Raw genomic sequence first — 22,704 nt, 5'->3', positions numbered from 1 at the left:
CAATATAAAAGCCAACTGTTAATTTACAGTTGGCTTTTATATTAATCTATCGTATCCATATCAGGTAACAATGTAATGTAACTGGAAACGTTTTTGGTTGGTTTAAGATTATAATGGTCTTCCAGATTCTGTTGTTCTAACTGGCTCAAATCCATCATTGCGAAGTTCTTTCCAAAGCTACCGGTTCCACTCATGATGGGAAATGCCTTTGAGAATTTGTTAGTAGTGTATTGTTTCTTAGAACAAACCAAGTAGTCATAGTTAAATAGTTTGTGTTTGATGTTTACGTATCGATCATCATGATCAAAGCCTAAGGCATGTCCAATTTCATGTTCACAAGTAATCAGTGCCTGCATATTATAGTTACTGAACTTATTTCCATAGTTCTTATTTAGATAATGCCGATCGATTTGCACGACCGTGTTGGATAAATCATTACTATCATCCCCATAGTCATAAGTTGTGTATCCTAAGGCATCCGTATCAGTAATTTTAGGGACACTCTTTAACGTAATTTCTGAGTTTGGATCATTAGGCGCCACTTGAACTAGGTTAACGACCCCTAAATTATTCCAACGTTTAACGGCTTCTTGAAAGTATTTTTTATAAGGATCGTTAGCCGCCATTGAATAGTAGATATCCCGTCCGTTATTCAATTTTTGCACCAATGGTTGCTTCGTATAATCATTCATTTCCCATGGTCCATCGGTGGTATATAACGTATTATTTCTGTATTCAAAACTACTCCCCATTGGTTCAGCCTCATTATCAGCTGATGCTTGATTCGGAATAAATGAGACCGCCATTAATAATGGCATGGCGAATAATAACCCTTTTTTAAATATATTCTTAATTGAACTGTTCATCTTTGTGCTCCTTAATTATTTGACTAGTTGTCCTTGTGGTAATAATTTATTTCTAATCGTTGCTTGATTCCCTTTAATATCCATCATCATACTTGGTGCAAAGGTAGCATGCCCCGTGGTTGCATTTCCAATATCATTAGCGTAACTTGTGATGATAAATGGATTCTTGGTAGTTTGGAACGTGTTAAATGAATAGTTATAATCTCTATTAGCCTTTGTTCTATCTGAGTAAAGGACTAACCCATTCCCATTCATTTTTTGATACCCATTGGTAATTTGTTTGGAACTAAACCCAAGCCAATAGGAATCATCAGGATTAACGTTTGGTGAATCTAAGTGCCAGCCGTGCATTGCGGTAAATAGATACCACCGTTTTTGACTCTTCACGATCACTGGTCGTTCGGTTTCATCATCGACAGCGTTAAAGACCATCAATGGTTTAAACACCTTTTTAACGTTATTATTATTATCTAATTCAATTAAGCCGATTGCGGCATTATCATATTCTGATGCCGTAGCAATCTTTGAATCATTCTGAAATAGGTTCAGTTGTGATTGTTGGAACGCTGAATCACCACCTAGGTTGGCTTGATTATAAAGCGAAGCAGGCCCTGCCGGACCACTTTGAGGACCAGTATTAGCTTCGAACACTAAATAACGATGCCCATGGTCTTGAACATAATATGGATCACGCAGGCAATGGTCATCATTTGGAGTCCGGTCAGGATTACTCATCATTTGAGCGTATGTTTCATAGTACTTATTATCGCCACTGAAAATAATCTTACGATCTTGAGTTTGACTGTGATCAACAACTAATCCCGTTTTCGTTTTATTGATCTTACTTAGGAACGTTGCGAGGGATTGAGTCGGATCTTGATTTCTAAATGAAGTATAGTAAGTCCGAATCATGCTATCCTTTTTCAAGAAGGCTGAACCAGACCATTCCCCAATCTCGTCTTGAAAATCAATGTTATTGATTGCTCCTTCAGTGTTACTGTTCAAAAGGTTTCCAGCACTCTTCCAGGAATCTATCCCCTTTTTAGAATCACTAATTTTTTGATAAAAAACGGTGATGTTACTGGATAATCCGAATCCAGTAACATTGCGATTTCCTGTTAAGGCAAAAGTGACATAATATCCTTTGAAGTTCGCTAATTGTCCATCAGCAGTTTTTAATGGCCATGAATCCCACACTTCTAGTGGTTCTCCATTTTGATCTTTTGCTGCTGGAATGTCTTTAATATCATTAACATCACTAACGGATGGTTCTTGATGTTTAGCTAGATTACTGGGCTTTAGCATCTGTTCCATATCGTAGCGCGTGTAATGCGGAACTCCATAACTATTGTTATAGAGGCTTTGTGAATCTGCTTTTACGGTCGTCACACAAAGGGATAGTGTGGCAACAGAGAAAATACTAAGCAGTAATGAAAAAGATTTCATGATTCTCGCTCCGTTCGGTGAATTTATGGCGTTATTTTCATAAGTTTTTCTTAAAAAACAAACAATATTATAAGTATACTTTAATTTTTTAATGTCAACAAATTAACTTCGATTACAAATTGATGTTTTTTTATTTAAATTCTGATTAGTTCCCGCACAACAACTTCAGATTGTGTACAATAAAATTACTAATCAAATTGGAGCGAAGAACATGATTTTGAAAAAGTTTAAACAGATTCTATTGGTATCGATTGTTGGATTAAGCCTGGGGAGTGCGACTCCTGTTTCCGCCGCTACTTTCAGTGACTTAACGCATAACGTCTATCTCCCCTTACATCTTCAATCAGATTACCCCACTGATGACCGATATAAAAATTTTAATCCGAATCCCTATATGAAAATTAATCAACTAAAGAAGGGTTCCGGAAGTAAAGTCGTTTATGAATCGATCAATAATAGTGTCATGATGAAGAACTTTCCCGCCTATGAAAAAGATCAACGTCACGCCACTCATTTAGGAAATAAGACCTTTAATGTTAAGAGAATCATTGAACGCAAAGCTGCAAAATGGCATCAATATTACTATAAAATTGAATTAACGAATGGGAAGTCCGGCTGGGTCGCAAGTTGTGATCTTGAACCAGCTAAGGCTAGTCAGGTGAAATCTTTATCAACTGCTAAAATGAATTTAGCTACCCAATTCTATGCAGTAAATTATATTAACTACATTCGCCATCAACATGGCTTAAAACCATTGCAGTGGAACACTCAACTAGCCCAAATTGCCCAAAAGCGTTCCCAACAGATTCGTTATGACTATTCCCATTATGATAATAATGGGAAGGCATATAACGACATCGTTGCCAAAAGCTTTGGTTACACCAATTTAACTGGAAGTGCAGAAAACCTAGCGAGCGAAGATGCTGATGGGTATTTGAATGATGATATGATCAAAGATATCAACGGCTTGATGTTTGAAGATGGTTACGCCTCTAATTGGGACCATCGGATCAATTTCTTGAATCCAAAGTTGAACCAGATTGGAATTGGGATTACTGTTTACCACGGTCAATACCTAATCGCTTATGAAATTAATTGGATCTAATCTATGTATTAACTCAGCTTAACGGCTGAGTTTTTTAGTACAATGAATCTAGCTTAGTAATTGCAAAATAAATATCGCAACCATCTTTATCAACTAAATCCAGAAAGTGTAGCATTATCCGATGGCATTCCTGAGCGTCCGTATAAAATGGAGTCGCACAAGTGTAACATTCCACCTGAAGTTTTCCGTATCTTGATTTATTTAGTGCAATTTCTGAAATTTCTTGCTGGGTACAATTTGGAATTTGACCGTTTTCACGTTTCTTTTGGCGTTGCGCTATGATTATAAACATATTGAAAATGTCTCGACCGATATTATTTTGTTTGCTAAGACTTTGAAATGCTGGATCATAAGCTCGGTCCAGTTCTTCTTGCCCTTCGGGGCCGTAAATAATTCTCACTAAATGATATGTTCCATTCTGTTTAACGGCATAGTAGTCGTCCATTGCATGGGGATCTCTTCCATATTCCAAATTTAAATCATCTGCATCATTGAACTCATTTAGTTCCACGTAAGAGTGGTGAATGATATCATCCCAATAATTATATAAATCTTTTAGCTGAAAACGATATTTGAACTGCTCAAAGCATTGTTGAACTTGTTCATTCGTAATCGAGGCGGCTATTTTTACGTGAGTGTTTGAAATAAATTGATAACTCAACTGCGTGCCATCGGGAAGTGCTTGTTGAAACTGCTTTGGAATCGGAATCCCAGCTACTGTGACTTGAACAATTTTCGTCGTATTATGACGATGCTTGGAATTGATCAACTTTTCGATTTCAGTCGAATCAGTCGTAATATCGATGAACGCATTGGTTGCTTGATAAAAAGTTAATAATACATTTGTCCCCATGGTTAGTTTTAAACCCGCACTTAGTTTTTGGGTTAGTGGTAGGGAGTGGTCAGTAACCCTCCCATCCCATTTCGGTTGCTGATCATGATTATGGTACTCGATCAACATTTGTTTGAACATATCTAACATGTTCGAGAACTTCCTTTCGCGACAAATTACTGTATGTTTTATTTTATGCCAAGTTATGACTTTTGAACACCTTCTAATAAAAAAGTCCCGTAACTAAACCGAGTGAGTGGTTTTATTACGGGACTTTTATTGGAAGTTTTTTGGGGGAAGTTAAATTAGTTCTTAATCATTATCAAAAATTATTTAAAGGTCATACTAGTTACTTTGGCGTATGCTAATTTTCGTTTGTCCGGAGTAGCAGATTGAGTTGCTTCCTTAACGTTATTAGTCGTATCCATTTCTTTGATCGTATCCAGTGTTTTGTTGATCGATTTAACTTGACGAGCTTTTTGAGAAGCGTAGAAGTTGGCTTCAGCAATTACTTTTTGATTAACGGGAGTAAGCTTTACGTTTGAAGAAACATTACTTGAATCATCTACTTGTTGTTGTCTTTCATTAACGACATTTGCACTCACAGTAGTTGCTTGTGCTCCAGCAAATGCAGTAGTTATTCCAGCTAATAGTGTGATTAATCCTTTTTTCATGTTCATTTTGGTCAGCTCCGTTTTCTTATTTGTTTTATTGATTGTTATTAGTATATAAAGCGAACCTTAAACGAACCTAAAAAAATACGTAATAATAATTAATGACTAATTATTATTACGTATTTATATTATAGGACTATTTAAATTCTAATGAACCGTCAGATAAATTAGAAATGTCTTGTAATACTTTTTTACAATTGTCATTTCTATAAACTAACATTAATTCATTCTCTGCTCTTGTAATTGAAACGTATAATTTTGAGTAGAAAATACTTGCATCATCATCGTCATCATTTAAATTGTTAAAATTCAAAGAAAATCCATCTGAATTTACTAATTCTTTTCGACTACGCCTTTTAGCAACAGTATCTACACAATAGAGAAGCACATTATCGAACTGTAAACCTTTGATTTTATTAATTGGTAAAATTAAAATATCTTTATCATCATCAATACCAGTATATTTATCTGTATAACTACTAATATCATTTTTATCTAACAATTCTTTAATGTCTTTTCTATCTCTATATCCATTGGTGATAATTAAAAGCGTTTTTTTATCTTCAATAGATTTTTTAATAAACGATAAAATTAAATCTTCTTGTTTACTGCTAATTGCAATTGGTTTCTTACCATCTTTATTAGAAGCCTCTGGTTCAATAAATGTTGTATCGTTTTCTTGATAAGCATCTGTTTCTACATCTGACTGATAAGCTCTTCTAAAGTAATCTAATACATCTTTTCCAAATTGAGCAATTTGTCTTGTATTCCGATAGTTCATCCTAATCCGATTACTATTACTTCTATCAACTCTAATTCCTAATTTATTCCATGATACTCTACTTCCATAAATATTTTGAGATAAATCACCTAGTAAGGTGAAAGTGGTTTTTCCATCATTCTTCTTTCTTAGGTAATATAAAGCCGAAAACATTGCCGGAGTTATATCTTGAACCTCATCAATAATAATATAATCATATTTCTCAGAATCAGGAATATCAAGATACTTAACAAATCGAAAAACATCATTAAAATTAAATATTTTTCTTGCTTCTGATTTATTTTTAAATTTATCCCTTTGTTGATGATAATCCTTGTAGATATCTAATACTAATTTTCTTTGTTCTCCACCTTTATTACCAAGATCTAAAGAACTTCTCCCGATTCTATTAATGTTTAAATAATTTTCGCCCTTATCGTTATTCCCATCAACGTAAGATATTTCGTTATCTTCCATCCAACGAATTTCATTATATAGCTCTAAATCAATATCATTTTTATCCATTTTTTTCTTATTCCAAAGTGCATTTTCTGGTTGATCTTCGCGAGCTTTTTTAATTGATTCTCTAATAAGACGATCATCATCACTACTTCTAATTCCAGTAAGCTCTGAATCATTTTGATTATTATAAGCATCCAATAAAACATCATAATCATAATCACTAATGTTCTTTAATTCATCATCTGGCTTATATTTATTTAATAAATCTTTAAAATACGTATATACTTTTTGCACGTAAACATTCTCGTTATTATCCATTTTGGATACAGTAGAACTAATAAATTTATTTATTGCATCATTAAAAGTTAATAATAATACTTTCTTTTTATCAATAAGATTATCGCTACCTAAAGCAAGCGCCCGATAAATGGCAATAACTGTCTTTCCACCACCAGCTACCCCTAAAATAATTTGATCCTTATCAGGAGTTGCATGCAAAGCTTTTAATTGTTCGTCTGTTAATTGGCTTTCTTTTGGTAATTTATTCATGGAAATTCCTCTATTCTAATTAATTAGATTTAGTTGTTAAACTATCAACATTTCCCAAAATTATTTTTAATTGTCTAGTAATAAAACTACTAATATCCGTTTCATCTTTACCTGGAATCGCTCTAATTGGAGCAACCCCATAATTATCATGAGAATCGTACGGATTAACAGTCTTAGGTGTCATTACACCAACTTGAGTAATAGTCCGTAAATTATTTATTTGTTGATACCTGTCAGAATCAAATATTTTATCACTATTAATATTGTAGTAATAATCTTTCATCTGTTGCCAAGTCTCGTTTCCCTTATTAGCATTCCAAAAATACTTAACATCCCGATATTTAGTATCAATTATAAATGCACCAATAAATGTGTTTTCACCATCAAACAAATCAACCCTAATATCTGGCTTAGTGTGCCAACTATCAATCCAAATATATTCAAAATCATTTTTATTATTGCTCATAATATCATTATATACAACATTAACTTTCAACTTTTGGGATGAACTTAAGGCCTTGTTCATTTCAACACATAATTGTTTAGGTAATCCTTCTGTTATTTTAGAGTGTGATGTTTTCAACTTTTCGTTCAAAATTGATTCAAAGGATTCTCCACGAAGAAAATCGAAACCCATTTTTTTTAAAACAACGATTGTTTTTAAAAATCCCCAATATTCATATAAATCATAACTGCTTCTGTTAGCAGCTAGAAAATTGTTAGTCTTTTTTATAACGTCATTGGTTTCTTTTAATAATGCTTCCAACTCTCTTAGAAAATCATTAACAAAACGATAACGATAATCAATGAGGTGAGCTGGTATTGAAACATACTTCAAAGAAACATCTTTCATCCAAGAATTATAATTAAAATCATTAATCATTTCTGAATATCTATCAACAATTCCTACATCAAAATTAATCCTTTGTTTCGATGCCTTTTTTACATAATTCAACTTATTTTGAATTTGATTTAAATTATATTTGAAATATTGATTAGCACGCGTATTTACTTCCAATTTATTCTGCTCAATAAAATATTGTTGTCTTGGATGTTTTGCCATCATTTGGATAGAATGTTGATCAATTCTTCCATTTACAACTTTACTAGTCCGATAATCTTTTAAAATCTCATTTTGTGGATAACGTTTTAAATCAAACAACATCATCCTAAAATCATCAAATTTATCTTTTAATAGTTTAAATAACCTATTCAGTGGCAATTCTTTTTCTGCACGCATTAATCTTTGATTATCTTTTGATAATCCTTCAACCATTGAATCAATATCATAAATCATTTGCCCATACGTAAAAAAGGGTGGATTACCAAATTTAGGTTTAATGGTAAGACATAAAATCGTTATCTTACCACCACAATTAATCTCTATTTTATAATACCCGGGAGAATATTTATTTGGCACGTCATTATCTCTTACATTGTCATAAATATATATTTTTTTACTCTTAGTTAGCCAATAATCCCCATCTTCATTAACTTCTATTTCACTGTGGGCATAATCAAAATCTTTTAATCCATCAATATAAAATTTATCATTACCATTAATCTCTACATCTAAAAAGCTAGTTGAATTTTCTTTAATTGTAAAATTTATTTCATTATTTTTTATTGGAAATATTTGGGTGTACTCTCCTGCTTCTTTTAAAAAGACATTAACTGACATAACCATTCACCTTAAGCTCATTTTCTTTTTGGTCCAATAGTTTCCTTGTTTCTTGAAAATCAGATAATTCACTATTTGCATCTAATAAAGAATCAATACTTTGATCAGAATTAAAAAGTGGCAAAAGAACTCGTCTTGTCCCTCTTAGCTTTGGCAATATTCTTTGTGCAATTTGAGCATCAAAAGCAGTTCTATCATTAAAATCACCATAATCATATTTATTAACATTTAACATAAATTGATTAATACTAGTAACTGTTCGCCAACCAAAACCAAATGTTGGAATTCGATCATTAATCAGCTTATATAGTTCATCAAGAAATCTTAAATGAATTTCATCAAATTTGTTTTCATTTAAAGCAATCATAGAAGCATATTCCCTTGCCCCTACTACTCGATCTTCAACATAATTTTTCCTTGGTATTCTATCATTTACTTTTAAAAACGGTTCTTTATTTAACCTAATAACATTCGTTCTATCCAATACCTTATCTGATATTTGGAAAGTGGTTTCATCGATATTCATCGTTCCAACAAATCTTATATTTTGATTGATCTTAATTCTTGCAGGATATTCATTACTATTCTTGATTTGATTTTGAATTCCATCATCGTATAACACAATTTCACGATCATTAGGATCTTTTTCCATTACTGAAAGAAACTGTGAAAAATAATATTCAACTCGAGCTAAATTCATTTCATCTAGAACAACTATATACATTTTATCTGGGTGTTCACTTGCATCAATTAAGGTATCGACTAATCCTGATTCACTTGGCCGATATATATTGTTCATTGCATCAACATAACCTAATAAATCACTACTACTTCTCCAGTCAGGACTAACCGAAATCATATTAAAATGCCGGGGATTCTTAATCCCTAAACTATCAGCATATGCAGTAACAATTTTAGACTTTCCAGTTCCACTAATTCCAGCAAGAATTGTAAATAATGAACTCTTCAAAGAAATATGAAAATTAATAATATCATTTTGATTTAACACAAGCGAATACTTATTAGTAAGGACATCATCAAAATGATTTAAAATTTCATCATTTCTAGAATCAGGTTGGATTTCTAGAGGTTTCTTTTCTTCATAGTTAGTAAGAATTTGGGTAGGAATATAAAATCCCGTTTCAATCTTGTCTATTTGATTAATCCACTCTTTTGAAATTTTCTTTTGTTGTTCAAAATTAACCCCATTAATATTTACTGAACCATTATCATTATCAATAAATATATTATTAGCATCGAATAAATTGGCTCCATTTTCGTCTACCCATACAAATGAATGAATTTCTTTATTAAAATTAAATTTTAACAAGTCATCAAATCGAATTTTACCGTCTTGATTTAAAATGATATTTTGTAATTCGTTAAAATTATTAACATTCCGTAATTCATCGGGTGTTAAAACTAATGTTAATTCTTGATTATTAAAAGATGTAGGACTTTTTATATCTGCAACTATGTTAATTTCATTAAAATCATTACTTGCTGCAACAACTAATACTTTATTCTTGCATAGCATTAAAATTTGATTTTCTAATTGTTTTCTAATCTCACTATCTTTTAAAACATCCGGTGAATTGATTTCAAATACATCATACAATCGATTCCAATTTATTCCCTTTATTTCGTTGCTAAGATTGTTAATTGATTTAAAGTTCAATTCTTGAGTTGGATTATTCTCAACATATTTTTCTCTATTTTGAACACTTAATCCGGAATTATAGCTTAATGTAATGCAAAAGTTTAATCCATTTCTAGTTTTGATATTTACATCTGTTACCGTTCCAATTACTTCATATCCCATTCTTCGCCACTCCCCTTATAATTGTTTTAATAATACCGTTATAAAGAAAGAACTGTCAACGTTTACAAAAAAAGCTACGATGGAACTTAATCCATCGTAGCAAAAATATGTTATTTAAATGTATCCGCCGTTACTTTTGTGTATACCATTCGCCGTCTGGCAGGTGTCGCGGCTTGACTAGCTTCTTTTACGTTATTAGTTGTATCCATTGATTTAATCACATTCAATGTTGCATTACTTGTAGGGAGAGTTCGATGGGCAGGACTTGCTACGTAAGCGTTAGCTTTATCGATTGCTTTTTGATTAGCTGATGTTAAGGTACTGGAGATATTTGATTTCTTGATTGTTTGAGAATCGTAACTGCGGTGATCATTAGCCTTTTCATTCGTTGCATCAGCGCTAGCGGTGTATGCTTGAGCACCCGCAAATACTGCTGTAAAGCCTGCTAATAATGCTACAAATACTTTTTTGATTTTAATCATTTTAATCAACTCCTGTTTCTGTTAGTTTAAGTAATCAATTTATTTAATTGATTGTTATTAGTATATGAAAGTAACCTTAAACTAACCTAAAAATGGAATTAAGAATTTTTTCTACTATCCTTTTAATTTTAAAATAAGCTTTTTATTGCCTACTTGTACTTAATATTGTACAATCAAGCTAAAGAAAGGGGTAATCATTATGGAAGCAACTACCTATTCTAATTTTAGAAGTCGATTAAAAGATTTCATGGACAAAGCAACAGATGATTTTGAACCAATTACAATAACTCGTAAGGGTAATAAGAATGCTGTTTTAATATCAGAAGAGGAATACAATAATATGTTAGAAAACCGATATGTTCTAGATAATCCTAATAATTTAAAATGGTTAGAAAAGGGTAAGAGTCAGGTAGAACAAGCTCAGTTTAAGAAACATAAATTAATGGATGAAAATAAATAATGAAAATTAAATGTTTTACTGATACTGGTTGGCAGGACTATTTATGGATCCAAAAAAATAATAAAAAAGACTTAAAGAGATTAAACAAATTAATCCAAAATATTGCAAGGACTCCGTTTGAGGGAATTGGTAAACCCGAACCGTTGCATGGTAACTTTAGTGGATATTGGTCTCGTCGTGTAAATGATAAGGACCGCATTATATACACTGTTAATGACACTGAAGTAATAATAATAGCCTGTCGTACTCATTATGAAAATTAAACATATAAAAAGTGATTAGAAATAAATTTCTAATCACTTTTTAGTTAATTCTTGATGTGTTTAATTCCAATTCCCGTTGCCGCTGATAGCAAGGAGAAGATTGGTGAACAGATACTTAAGAACATGAATGGCACGTAGTGTAATACTGGAACGCCTAATGTTGCGGTCATAAATGATCCAGCAACCCCCCATGGAATTAAGTAAGTTAATGCCGTTCCCCCATCTTCAAGGGCTCGGCTCAAAGCAACTGGTGCTAAGTTGTTTTTCTTGAACGTTTCACGGAATGATTGTCCCGGAAGTAACAATGAAAGGAATTGTTCTCCAATAAAGAAGTTGACCCCAAATGAAGTTAAGATAACGGCCAAAATCAATTGGAAAGTTCCATGCAAGTGAGTTGCTAATTCATCCATAACAGTTTTAATGATGCCAAGGTTCATTAATAAACCACCTAAGGATAACGCTACGAAAATTAATGAAACCGTTCCCATCATTCCACTAATTCCCCCTCTAGTAAGTAATACATCAACACGAGGATTTCCGGAATGTGAAACGTATCCATTCGTAATAACATTATTCAACTTCATGAAATTAAAGCCATGACCTTCAAAGAATCCTAAAATTGCTGAAATCACAATATTTACGAATAAGGTTGGAATCGTTGGAACTTTTAACCATGCAAAGACGAATAATAACACAACTGGAATCAATGCTAGTGGCGTAATTGAAAAAGTATGTTGCAAAATGTGCGTCGTTACATCAACACTGTGGAAATTCCCCATTCTTGGATCTGGCTTACTAATGATTGCAAATAAGATTAACGAAACGATTGCTGATGGAATCGTTGACCACATTAAGTTCTTAATATGATCGATCAAGTTGGCCTTAACGGCAGCTGCAGCAACATTGGTTGAAACTGACAATGGGGATGCTTTATCTCCAAAGACCGCTCCTGAAATAACGGCCCCGGCAATCATTGCTGGGTTAATTCCAATCGTTAATCCAATTCCCATAAAAGCAATTCCTAACGTTGAACAAACCGTAAAAGCACTTCCGATAATCGATCCAACGATACAACAGATCAAGAACACGGATGGTAAGAACCATCTGATACTGATCAATTTGAACCCGTAAACCATTAAAGTAGGAATGATTCCAGTAGCAATCCAAGTCCCAATCAATGAACCAATTAATAGGAAAATAAATAATGGAACGATTGCACTTTTAATCCCGACAACAAAACTGTTATCGATTTCATCCCAACTAAAGCCATGCCACTTAGCCCAAAATACGAGGACCATAATACTAAATAAGATTGGCACTTCTGGAGAAATATGGAGTCCAATAATTCCTCCCGACATAATAATTAAAATGCCAATTAAAACAATAATACTTTCTTTTAAACTAACGCCAACATTCTGCTTTTCATTTTTCATTGATATTCATCCTCTTTTATTTTTTTCATTACCGACCAATATCAATCTTGATAGGCACTAATTCCACCACAATGACTCCACAACATCTTTCAATTCCCCCTTAACAAACAAAAAAATCGTCCAACTACATCTAAGTAATTGGGACGATTTTTACCGTGGTACCACCCAAATGAAGAACGAACGTCCTCCACTCGCTAGATGATAACGGATCTATTGTTAGCCGAATCTAATCTTTGCCGTATTTCATAAGTCATACCCTGATCGGTTCGCATCAACCACCGACTTTCTGACGCCCAGATATGCTTCTACTCAGTTGGAAAGTAAAGATTTAATTAATTAAGTTAAAAATATATTAACATCTACTTTTCTAACTGTCAACAATTACTTAGCAAGGCGTTGATTTAAGAACTTCGTTAATGCAGGTTTTTGATAGACTCCAGTAACTTTTTCTGTTGCTTTCCCATTTTTAAAGATCACCAACGTTGGCATCCCTAAAACATGATACTTTAAAGCAATCTCTTTATACTTATCAACATCGACACTGCCGAATTTAATTTTACCCTTAAAATCGGTCGCTAATTCCTCAATGATGGGACTCATGATTTTACATGGACCACACCAAGTTGCCCAAAAATCAAGTACTACCATTGGTGCATCAGTGAATGTCATTAAATTATCATTATTAATTTTTTCAACCATGCTTGGCCTACCTTCTCTTACGGAACCAATGTATGAGCAATGTAATTACAACAGTTCCTAATACGATCAATCCAAATAATGATGGCGGAAATTCAATATCAATGGCGGGAATTGAAACAAATAACTTCACAGCAATGATGGCAATTAAAATATAAGCCATTGGATACAATTCCGGGACTTTCTTCATTAATAACATAATGACTTCCGCAACTCCCCGCATTGCTGCAATTCCAATAATTCCACCAATCAAAACAATAACTGGATTAGGTGAAATTGCTAACGATGCCAACACGGAATCGACTGAAAAGATTATATCCATCATTTCAATTTGTAAAACGACCCACCAAAACAATCTTCGATGGTGTTTTGGATCAATGTGTTTATTATCCTTAGCTTGTTTTTTATCTTTGTGTTTCCCAAAAAAGTGATCATAAGCTAAATATAATAGGTAGATACTACCAATTACTTTTATCTCCCAGAAATGGATTAGGTATGTTCCTAATCCAATTACAATAAAGCGAAAGACATATGATCCCCAAATTCCGTAAAACAGTGATTCTTCTTGAAGCTTTTTGGTTGGTAATGATTGCGTTTGAGCAGCCAAGACGACCGCGTTATCTACTGATAACAAACATTCAATTAAAACCAACGATAAAATAATCAACCAGTCACCACCAGATGTAATGACAGTTGCCCAATTATGCGGATCAAAAAATGGTCCGTAGAGCTTCTCGAAAATATTCAATGCATTTCCCCTTCGTTCTTCAAATTTTTTCCAATTTACTACAAGGAAATTATATCAAATTATCCATTAAAGGCAACTAGTTATTAGCATTAATTGCCTTTAAATCATATTGACTTAAATTATATTGTTTAATTACGTTTATCAAACTTTTGGCATAATGTGGATCAGTCGCATAAACATTTTTTTGCAACAAATTAGCCGCTGTAATATAACTTGTTACATTACTCTTCTTAATAAAATGCGTTTTAATTGTCGCATCATGGTCTTTAATGGCAGCTTCAAGATCAGGATATTTTCTAAAGTTCGCAGCTACCGTAATTTTCTTTCCTTTAACGTATTCAGCTGTATCATATGAAATTGATTGGCCTTTATAAGAACCTTTAATTCCAAATGGGTTATTGGCATTTTGATACAACTTAGAATTACCCCAATCAGATTCAAGAATTGCTTGGGCAATCACGATACTTGGTAAGACGTGATAACTAGTCTTATACGTTTTAATTGCTGGAGTGGCAATACTTTTAATAAACCGATCGTGTTGTTCACGCAATTGACGTTGTTGTTCTTGTTCCGCATTGTGGAGACTATTTTCTTGGTTTTGAACCACCTGCTGATTATTCATTTTATGAACGATGTAGGCTGTTCCTAAACCTGCCATAACTACTACAATCAGAAGGATCAATAAAAATGAATGATGGTTCTTCTTATTTTCTGCTTTTCTCTTTGTCAATTATGTAACCTTCTTATTTAAATAATTTATACTTCTTCTATTATATAGCAAAAATTTAGAGAATGGGAAAGTTGTTATTGGTTTTTTTGCTGATTGTAACATTTAATTCCTTAAAATATGGTAAAATTTAGTTAATACTTATTTTTTCAGAGGAGCGGTTTAATAATGAAACAATTTAAACATAAATGGCTAATAGGAATCATTCTATGGGTCATTGTGATTTTCTTTGCTTGTTTCAAGTTACCAAGTACCAAGAACTTGATTGAAAATAACGGGCAAACCCAATTCACTAAATCTTCCCAAATGGTAACAGCTCAACAAATGCAACAAAAGTGGGGCCGTAATCTTGATGGGGCTCAAAGAGTTAGTGTTGTCTACCATACAAATAATGATCAAAAAATAAATACAACCACCCAAAGTAAAATTACTGCGGCAATTACTAAATTAGCTAAACAAAACAAACAATTAGGCATTAAACGAATTACTGATTTAAATACTAATCCGAACGGCCAATTGCAATTACTTTCCCATGATAAAACAACGGAAATTGTTAATTTATACGTTGCTCCTAACACTAATTTAGGTAAGAACTGGCAATCTGAAGTTCGTTCCCTTATGCAAATCAAGGGCTTCGATAATTACGTTACTAGTTCTCAAATCTTGAACCAAGAAAATACTCAACGGGTATCTCGTTCTACTGGAACCATTACCCTTGTTGCCATTATTTTAGCGTTCATCGTAATGGCATTCCTTTTCAAGTCATTGATTGCTCCATTGATCTCACTTATTGCTACATTAGTAGCTTATGTAACTTCATTGAGCTTGATTGAAAACATTACGATTCGTAGTAATGCTAGTTGGTTATTTACAGCCTATACGCCATTGATTACATTATTAATTACGTTAATTTTAGGCACATTATTTAATTTCATTCTTTTCCAACGTTCAATGGAAAATAGTGAAGAAACTCGAAATCGTTTCGAACCGGTCGTTAATGCGTTAAAGGAATCCCTCAATCCACTATTAACAAGCTGCTTAGTCCTTGTTATCATTTTTGCTGGATTTGCATTTATCCCATTTGCACCTTTCCAATCACTAGTATCAGTTACGATTACAGTAGCTATCCTTGTTCTAGTAACAACCACTTTAACCCCAATCTTAGTTGGTTGGGTTGGTAGCAAGTTAATCTGGCCTAGTCATAACGTTCGCGAAATGACTGGTAGTAAAATTTGGAATAAGTTGACCCACTTCTCACTATGGCAACCACTTGCTGGAATTTTAGTTGCCCTCTACATTATTGGACCACTTGTATATACTTACAACTACCATTTAAATTACAGCAACCAAGAAAGTAACACTTCTAAAACCCAAGCTGCAATGGGATCAAACTTATTAAAAGCCCACTTTTCACAAGGAAAGCCAACCCCCGTTACTGTTTACGTAAGTAATAATAAACCTTTAAATAATGAAACTGATTTACAACAAATTGATGCTTTGACTAATAAACTAAAATCAACATCCAATGTCAATAGTGTTTATTCAGTTACCCAACCTAGTGGTTTACCAATCAGTAAGTACTACGTTTATAATCAATTGAACAATGTAACTACGGCTGTTAATGGTTCTCAAAAACGGTTGTCCCATATGATCAAGGATGCTAAAAAAGGAAAGAAAGATATTAAGTTCAGTACTTTGAACAAACAGATCAAGGCCCTTCAAAAAGCTAAGGATAGTTCTGAAAGTCTTTCAACGAACCAAAGCCAAGTTGATGCCCAAGCTAAACAAGCTACGAACAAGAGCAATAGTAGTAGTAAGAAAGCATCTGCCCAAAACGTTGCTTCATACAATAATAGTTTAAATGAATTATCTCAAAGTATTAATAAAGCTATTAGTGGCATGAAGGATGCAACTAATGTTGCTAGTAGCTTAGAAGAATATAAGAGCCAATTGGAAACTGTTAAGAGTCAATTAGATCTTATTTCTACGAAGGCTAAAGCAACTAACTCAAGCTTGAACGATGTTTACAACTACATCGAAGGCTTAGCCCACTCATCTGCTGCAAACACTTATTACATTACCCCAAGCCAACTTGCTGATACTGATTTCCAACAATCCCTCTTCAATTACACCAGTCAAGACTTAAAGATGACTCAAATTGAAATCATCCTTAATAACACTCCTGACTATTACCATAATGTAAGAACGATGAATGAGATTGAAAATGTAATCAACACCCAAATTCAAGGAACTCCATTAGCAAATGCTAAGATTGCCATTAATGGTCAACCTGAACGTCAAGCTGAAACCCAAACTAAGTTCAAACATTCTATGAATATGGCAATTATGATCATTGCGGGAATTAGTCTTTTAGCCCTCTTCATCTTGAGCCGTGCTATCTTACAACCAATCTATTGGTTAGTTACCTTTGTTGCTAGTGCTTTAGCTGGGATGTCGATTACCGGAATGCTCCTTCACTGGACTACTGGTGATGGTAGAATCAACTGGCAAGCTGGTTTAATCCTTATTGCTCTTTTGACTGCATTAGCAGTTTGGCAACTTGTTCCAATCGCAATTGCTTATCGTGAACGTGATAATTCAATCATTAGCTGGTTAGATCCTTCACTTACAAGATTAGGTCAGATCGTTAAGTACCTTTGGATTATTATCATTGTTATTGCTATCAGTTGTTTCTTTAACGCAACGATTACAACGATGGCAGTTAGCTTTGCATTGATTTCAACAAGCATTATCTTTAACATTACATTACCAATGTTAATCAGTGCTTTTGGTAAACTTGCAGAAGTATTACCACAAAATAAAGCTAAAAAGAATAAATAACTTCATATTATATAAACAAAAGAGGATAGCCATTAATGACTATCCTCTTTTGTTTACTCTTATTCCTCATTAATAACTTGATACTTAGCTTCTTCTCCATCAATGTATCCATATAATCGTTGTTTTTTATCTTCATTTAAATAACCAAGGTCAATCATTATCTTATCATCAATCGTCTTCAATCCTTGATAAGCAGCTCGGAAAAAGTGATGAATCCGTTGCATCTTTTCTTTATTTTCTTCCATCTTCTTAATCGCTGCATTTAAGGTATAACCTTCATCCAAACAATTCTTTATATTGACAACTCTTAACAAACTAAAGAATGAATATACTCTTGATGAATTTTCATCCGTTCTCTCCGATTTAACGTATCCCTTTTGATCCCAATAACGTAATTGACGAGCGGAAACTCCCGTTATTTTTGTTACTTCACCAGTTCTAAAAATCAGCTTTCTTAAATCCATTCCACCATCAAATTTTTTATCCATTTTATTTTCGCCTCTTCGATTTTTATAGATTTAAATATGTAATAGTTCGATTTCATTAATAACGGTATCATAAAACCGACAACGTTGTAAACCAATTTAACAAAATCTTCTTAAGTTACAATTTAATAGTACTGTTTTAACTGCATTGCAAATTCACTGTAACTATCCTGTAACATAAAAACTGTATTATTAATATTGTTGATTTGGTAATCAAGTCAACCCAAAACAATAAATTAAATTATAAAAAAGTAAAGTAACACGAAAGGATTTTGTACAGATTATGTTTATCAATTTTAAGAAGGCTCTTATTAGTTCAATCACTGCTTCAGCATTATTTGTTGGAAGTGCTAGTATCATGGCTCACGCCGATGATGTTACTCCAAACACCACTGCTACTACTCCAGCTGCTGCTGATAACAGTAAAGCTAATGATCAAAACACTGCTCAAGATAATAATCAAAACGCTGCTCAAGATAGTTCAGATCAAAGTGCTAATACTAACAACGATAATGACGATACTAATACTAACAGCGATTCTGATGACAGCAATGTAAGTATCAAGCTTAAGACTAATAAAAAGGCAAGTGGCTACAGCAGTTTAGTTAAAGAAGCTAACAAGCATTTACATACTCCTTACGTATATGGTGCTACTGGTCCTACTGCTTTTGATTGTTCCGGTTTCACTCGTTACGTTTTCAAGCATTCATTAGGTAAAAGTTTACCAAGAACTGCCCAAGCTCAATACAATGCTGGTACTAAGGTTTCTGCTGCTAATGCTAAAAAAGGTGATTTAGTATTCTTCGGTGGAAGTACTGGTAGTATTTCTCATGTTGGTATTTACTTAGGTAATGGTAAGATGATTGATGCTCAAAACCGTGGAGTTATTAAAGAAAGCGTTCATGCTTCATGGTGGCATTTAGTTGGTTACGCACGCGTAAAATAATAATTAATATAATACGACTTTAATTAAGATAATAAAATATTAACAAAATCCTTTTTTATAATAATAAAAGCGATACTCAAATTGAGTACCGCTTTTTCTGGTTAAAATAAATTTTTAAGGCAAAAGATTATAATCAGTAATCTTTGCTGACTCACTAGTTAACGTTAATTTAGTTAAACTCCCATTGGCAGGCCGTTCGGTAATGTCATATTTTCCGTCCCCAAAGCGTTCTACTAAACTTAAAACGGTGTTCCCATGACTGATCAATAACACGTTATCATTATCATGCAGCTGCTTGTTATCACGAATCATGGCTAATCCTTGATCATATCGTTTCCAATATGCTTCATTATCTTCAGCATCATGAAAAGGATCTGCAGCTTTCAAGTAGTCCTTTGCAGTTCCAATTGAATGAGCTGTCACAATATCTTTAAAACTCTTATATCCATGAGGTGCACCAGCTACATACCAAGTTTCATCCATGTTCGCTCCTTCATAATAGCCATAGAACTCTTCGCGAAAAAAAGGACTTGTAATTAATTTAGGAGCTTGTTTATTTGCAGCCAAAATATATTTAGCAGTGTCTTCAGCTCGTGTAGTATCGCTACAATAAGCTGCTGAAAATTTGACCTGGGAGAGTTTATCCCCCATTTGTCTTGCGGTTTTAATTCCCTTTTCTGTCAAAGGTGAATTACTCCACCCTTGTAGTTTATTATAAATGTTGTAATAAGTCTGACCATGTCTTACGATGTATACATTCAATTTCATTTATTTAGTAACTTCCTTTGCTAAAAAGCGATAATGATATCGAGATGCCATTTCTTGATATCCAAGTTGTTTTAACGTCTTAAAAATTAAACATTTAAAATCAAATTGTTTAATTACAGAATGAAAAGCTAATTGTCTCATGATTAAATCCGTGGCTCGCTCAATTGCTCGGGGATCATTAGTTAATGAAGCAATTAAACGAGTGATGGTTTGTGTATCAACTTTTTCATAAGATGCACTTCCAACTTGGACTTGGATGTAACCATTTAATTTCGATTTTAGTTTTGGCATTCTTAGATCCCCCCTTACCTAATTATAGTTATATCATACAGGCAAGCTTCTTTTTTGGCAACTATATATGGATGTAAAGCATCTTTCTAATCTATATGTGGTAGCTGCTTTCTAAATTTTCATTAATTTCAACCGAAATTTTCACTCAGCGGCTTATCTTTGGTATTATTACAATAAGTGTTTTTATTTTAAAGGAGTTCTTGGTTGTGAAATTTATTAAACAACTCCGCCAAACAATCAGTACTAGAATTGGTTTTTACTGGTTATTGGTGGTATTATTCTGTGCCAAAACGATTGCGGCGTATTTTATCGACTTTCAATTAGGTATTAGCAGTATTTTTGAATACATAATTGCATTTATTAGTCCAATCGCAACAACAATGTTTATTTTTGGGCTTGCCTTATATGTTAAAAAAGCTCGGTTCTTCTATCCATTAATATTAATTTTAGATGTATTAAATACCGTTTTACTTTATTTAAACGTCATTTATTTCCGAGAATTTACTGACTTCATGACTATCAGCACGATTACTGGTTATTCAAAGGTCAATCAAGGATTAAGTGGTAGCTCACTGGCATTAACTAATCCTCACGATGTTATTTACTGGTTAGATATTTTAGTCGTATTGGGATTAATGTTGTGTCGAGTGATCAAAATCGATAAACATCCAATTAAAAAGAAATTTAGTGCCATGATTTCTTCATTAAGTGTCTTTATCTTTACGTTGAACCTATCTTTAGGTGAAATGGACCGGCCACAATTAATTACACGGACTTTTGATCGCACATACATCGTTAAATATCTTGGAATTGATGCTTTCACTGTTTATGATGCATTACAATCTCAGCACACGAGTGATCTCCGGGCAATGGCTACTAAATCAGAATTGAAAAATGTTCTCCATTTCACTCGTTCTCATTATGCGGCTCCTAATCGTAAAATGTATGGGATTGCAAAACATCGGAATGTCATCATCATCCATTTGGAAAGTTTTCAACAATTCCTCTTGGATAAAAAAATTGATGGTCAAGTTGTCACTCCTTTCTTGAACCATTTGTACCACAGTAAATCAACGTTTGCTTTTAAGAACTTCTTTCATCAAGTTGGGCAAGGAAAAACTTCTGATGCCGAAAATCTATTGGAAACTAGCACCTTTGGATTACCACAAGGGTCATTGTTCTCGCAATTAGGGAGTGATAACACCTTCCAAGCTGCTCCTGCTATTTTAGAACAAAAGCAACATTATACCACAGCAGTCTTTCATGGAAACGTTGCTGGTTTTTGGAACAGAAATAATACCTATAAGAACATGGGATATCAATATTTCTTTGACGCTAGTTACTATGATGTTTCTGGTGACAAGTCAACTGAGTACGGTTTGAAGGACAAATTACTCTTCAATGATTCCATCAAGTACCTTCAAAATCTTCAACAACCATTCTATGCTAAATATATTACGGTAACGAATCATCTACCTTATTTATTGGATGCTGAGGATTCAAAATTCAAGACGCCGAACACAGATGATCAAAACGTTAATAATTACTTTAAAACCGCCAACTATTTAGATCAATCCGTTCATGAATTCTTCCGTTACCTTAAAAAATCAGGATTACTAAAACATTCCATGATCGTGTTATATGGTGATCATTACGGAATTGCTAATTCTGAGAATCCTAATTTAGCACCATTACTCGGAAAGAGTTCTAGTAGCTGGAATGACTTTGATAATGCCCAATTACAACGGGTGCCATTAATGATCAATATTCCTGGGGAAAAACACGGTCATATTAGTAAGGAATATGGTGGTGAAGTTGATGTTTTACCTACGATCATGCATTTATTAGGAATCAACTCTAAACCATATATCCAATTTGGAACCGATTTATTTTCACCAGAACATAATCAAGTCGTTGCCTTTCGTGATCGGGACTGGGTCAGTCCTAGTTATACCTCGATCAGCGGTAAGATTTATAGTAACAAGACTGGTAAACCAGCTAAACTGAACTTAAATCAACAACGTAAAGTTGGGAAGATGCAACAGTTCGTTAATCAAGAACTATCATTCTCTGATACCTTGAACGAACAAAACTTACTTCGTTTCTACCATCCAAAGGGTTTCAAAGACATTAATCCAAATAACTTTAACTATTCTGATGGTTTGATCAAAGAACAAGACATTGAAAAACGGCTTAAAAACGCTTCAACTAGTTTATTAAGCAAACGTAATGGTAAAACATCCACGACGCTCTATAAAACAAATGCGCCTGAAGTTTCTCATCATTCTACAAACACTAATCGACTTACGATCAACAACCAAGAAGAAGGTAAAAAATAATAGCGATGCCAATTATGGCACCGCTTTT

At 33.4% G+C, this 22,704-nt stretch carries 20 protein-coding genes and 1 pseudogene; 6 read left to right on the top strand and 15 right to left on the bottom strand.

What is annotated here, in order from left to right; genetic code table 11:
- Window positions 1–41: 41 nt before the first annotated feature.
- Both AC3B6G_RS03930 and AC3B6G_RS03925 read right to left on the bottom strand, forming a co-directional pair.
- Complete coding sequence (locus AC3B6G_RS03930) at window positions 42–866, bottom strand: zinc metalloprotease (protein WP_489849115.1); 825 nt, start codon at window positions 864–866, stop codon at window positions 42–44.
- Between the two features lie 15 nt (window positions 867–881).
- On the bottom strand, window positions 882–2,312 hold the full coding sequence (locus AC3B6G_RS03925; RefSeq protein ID WP_489849114.1) for a glycoside hydrolase family 68 protein: 1,431 nt from the start codon (window positions 2,310–2,312) through the stop codon (window positions 882–884).
- Between the two features lie 211 nt (window positions 2,313–2,523).
- Here AC3B6G_RS03925 and AC3B6G_RS03920 point away from each other — a divergent pair, with 211 nt between their 5' ends.
- Entirely contained in the window at window positions 2,524–3,417 is an 894-nt protein-coding gene (locus AC3B6G_RS03920; RefSeq protein WP_489849113.1) for a CAP domain-containing protein, read from the top strand.
- Window positions 3,418–3,451: 34 nt separating this feature from the next.
- Here the strand turns inward: AC3B6G_RS03920 and AC3B6G_RS03915 are convergent, their stop codons facing one another.
- The 6 genes from AC3B6G_RS03915 to AC3B6G_RS03890 all read right to left on the bottom strand — a co-directional run bounded on the left by AC3B6G_RS03915 (window position 3,452) and on the right by AC3B6G_RS03890 (window position 10,679).
- Window positions 3,452–4,399, bottom strand: a complete 948-nt coding sequence (locus tag AC3B6G_RS03915) for a hypothetical protein (protein ID WP_489849112.1) — start codon at window positions 4,397–4,399, stop codon at window positions 3,452–3,454.
- Between the two features lie 179 nt (window positions 4,400–4,578).
- The gene (locus AC3B6G_RS03910) at window positions 4,579–4,929 is read right to left on the bottom strand and encodes a hypothetical protein (RefSeq protein ID WP_489849111.1); all 351 of its coding nucleotides are present in this window, start codon (window positions 4,927–4,929) and stop codon (window positions 4,579–4,581) included.
- A gap of 130 nt (window positions 4,930–5,059) precedes the next feature.
- Window positions 5,060–6,694 (bottom strand): UvrD-helicase domain-containing protein, encoded by a 1,635-nt coding sequence (locus AC3B6G_RS03905; protein ID WP_489849110.1) that lies wholly within the window; start codon window positions 6,692–6,694, stop codon window positions 5,060–5,062.
- 19 nt (window positions 6,695–6,713) lie between these two features.
- A complete protein-coding gene (locus AC3B6G_RS03900) occupies window positions 6,714–8,375 on the bottom strand; it encodes a nuclease domain-containing protein (protein ID WP_489849109.1) in 1,662 nt (553 codons plus the stop codon).
- Window positions 8,365–10,197 (bottom strand): McrB family protein, encoded by a 1,833-nt coding sequence (locus tag AC3B6G_RS03895; protein WP_489849108.1) that lies wholly within the window; start codon window positions 10,195–10,197, stop codon window positions 8,365–8,367. Before AC3B6G_RS03895 ends, AC3B6G_RS03900 begins: the two co-directional genes overlap by 11 nt.
- A gap of 110 nt (window positions 10,198–10,307) precedes the next feature.
- Window positions 10,308–10,679 (bottom strand): hypothetical protein, encoded by a 372-nt coding sequence (locus AC3B6G_RS03890; protein WP_489849107.1) that lies wholly within the window; start codon window positions 10,677–10,679, stop codon window positions 10,308–10,310.
- Window positions 10,680–10,878: 199 nt separating this feature from the next.
- Between AC3B6G_RS03890 and AC3B6G_RS03885 the strand changes: the two genes are divergently transcribed.
- Both AC3B6G_RS03885 and AC3B6G_RS03880 read left to right on the top strand, forming a co-directional pair.
- Window positions 10,879–11,139, top strand: coding sequence for a type II toxin-antitoxin system Phd/YefM family antitoxin (locus AC3B6G_RS03885; RefSeq protein WP_489849106.1), 261 nt, complete (start codon window positions 10,879–10,881; stop codon window positions 11,137–11,139).
- Window positions 11,139–11,402, top strand: a complete 264-nt coding sequence (locus tag AC3B6G_RS03880) for a Txe/YoeB family addiction module toxin (protein WP_489849105.1) — start codon at window positions 11,139–11,141, stop codon at window positions 11,400–11,402. Before AC3B6G_RS03885 ends, AC3B6G_RS03880 begins: the two co-directional genes overlap by 1 nt.
- A 44-nt stretch (window positions 11,403–11,446) precedes the next feature.
- On the opposite strand, the gene nhaC is transcribed toward AC3B6G_RS03880, so the two are convergent.
- The 4 genes from nhaC to AC3B6G_RS03860 form a co-directional block, all read right to left on the bottom strand.
- The gene (gene nhaC, locus AC3B6G_RS03875; RefSeq protein WP_489849104.1) at window positions 11,447–12,835 is read right to left on the bottom strand and encodes a Na+/H+ antiporter NhaC; all 1,389 of its coding nucleotides are present in this window, start codon (window positions 12,833–12,835) and stop codon (window positions 11,447–11,449) included.
- A gap of 381 nt (window positions 12,836–13,216) precedes the next feature.
- Window positions 13,217–13,534: a thioredoxin gene (gene trxA / locus AC3B6G_RS03870; protein ID WP_489849103.1), complete on the bottom strand. Its 318-nt coding sequence runs from the start codon at window positions 13,532–13,534 to the stop codon at window positions 13,217–13,219.
- A gap of 7 nt (window positions 13,535–13,541) precedes the next feature.
- Window positions 13,542–14,279 (bottom strand): TerC family protein, encoded by a 738-nt coding sequence (locus AC3B6G_RS03865; protein WP_489849102.1) that lies wholly within the window; start codon window positions 14,277–14,279, stop codon window positions 13,542–13,544.
- 76 nt (window positions 14,280–14,355) lie between these two features.
- The gene (locus AC3B6G_RS03860) at window positions 14,356–15,009 is read right to left on the bottom strand and encodes a glycoside hydrolase family 73 protein (protein ID WP_489849101.1); all 654 of its coding nucleotides are present in this window, start codon (window positions 15,007–15,009) and stop codon (window positions 14,356–14,358) included.
- Between the two features lie 165 nt (window positions 15,010–15,174).
- On the opposite strand from AC3B6G_RS03860, the gene AC3B6G_RS03855 reads away from it, so the two are divergent.
- A complete protein-coding gene (locus tag AC3B6G_RS03855; RefSeq protein ID WP_489849100.1) occupies window positions 15,175–17,847 on the top strand; it encodes an MMPL family transporter in 2,673 nt (890 codons plus the stop codon).
- Between the two features lie 59 nt (window positions 17,848–17,906).
- On the opposite strand, the gene AC3B6G_RS03850 is transcribed toward AC3B6G_RS03855, so the two are convergent.
- The gene (locus AC3B6G_RS03850) at window positions 17,907–18,335 is read right to left on the bottom strand and encodes a MerR family transcriptional regulator (RefSeq protein ID WP_489849099.1); all 429 of its coding nucleotides are present in this window, start codon (window positions 18,333–18,335) and stop codon (window positions 17,907–17,909) included.
- 589 nt (window positions 18,336–18,924) lie between these two features.
- On the opposite strand from AC3B6G_RS03850, the pseudogene AC3B6G_RS03845 reads away from it, so the two are divergent.
- A pseudogene (locus AC3B6G_RS03845) lies at window positions 18,925–19,278 on the top strand (C40 family peptidase); the annotation flags it as partial.
- A gap of 114 nt (window positions 19,279–19,392) precedes the next feature.
- Here the strand turns inward: AC3B6G_RS03845 and AC3B6G_RS03840 are convergent.
- Window positions 19,393–20,046 carry a histidine phosphatase family protein gene (locus AC3B6G_RS03840; RefSeq protein WP_489849098.1) on the bottom strand — a complete coding sequence of 218 codons (654 nt, stop codon included), beginning with the start codon at window positions 20,044–20,046 and terminating at the stop codon, window positions 19,393–19,395.
- Window positions 20,047–20,337, bottom strand: a complete 291-nt coding sequence (locus AC3B6G_RS03835; protein WP_489849097.1) for a hypothetical protein — start codon at window positions 20,335–20,337, stop codon at window positions 20,047–20,049.
- A 215-nt stretch (window positions 20,338–20,552) separates the two neighbouring features.
- On the opposite strand from AC3B6G_RS03835, the gene AC3B6G_RS03830 reads away from it, so the two are divergent.
- Window positions 20,553–22,676 (top strand): LTA synthase family protein, encoded by a 2,124-nt coding sequence (locus AC3B6G_RS03830; protein ID WP_489849566.1) that lies wholly within the window; start codon window positions 20,553–20,555, stop codon window positions 22,674–22,676.
- Window positions 22,677–22,704: the final 28 nt, after the last annotated feature.

It is taken from the genome of Nicoliella sp. ESL1149 (genome assembly GCF_058107265.1).
The sequence above is the reverse complement of the archived record's forward strand: the minus strand, read 5'-3'. Positions and strand labels throughout refer to the sequence as shown.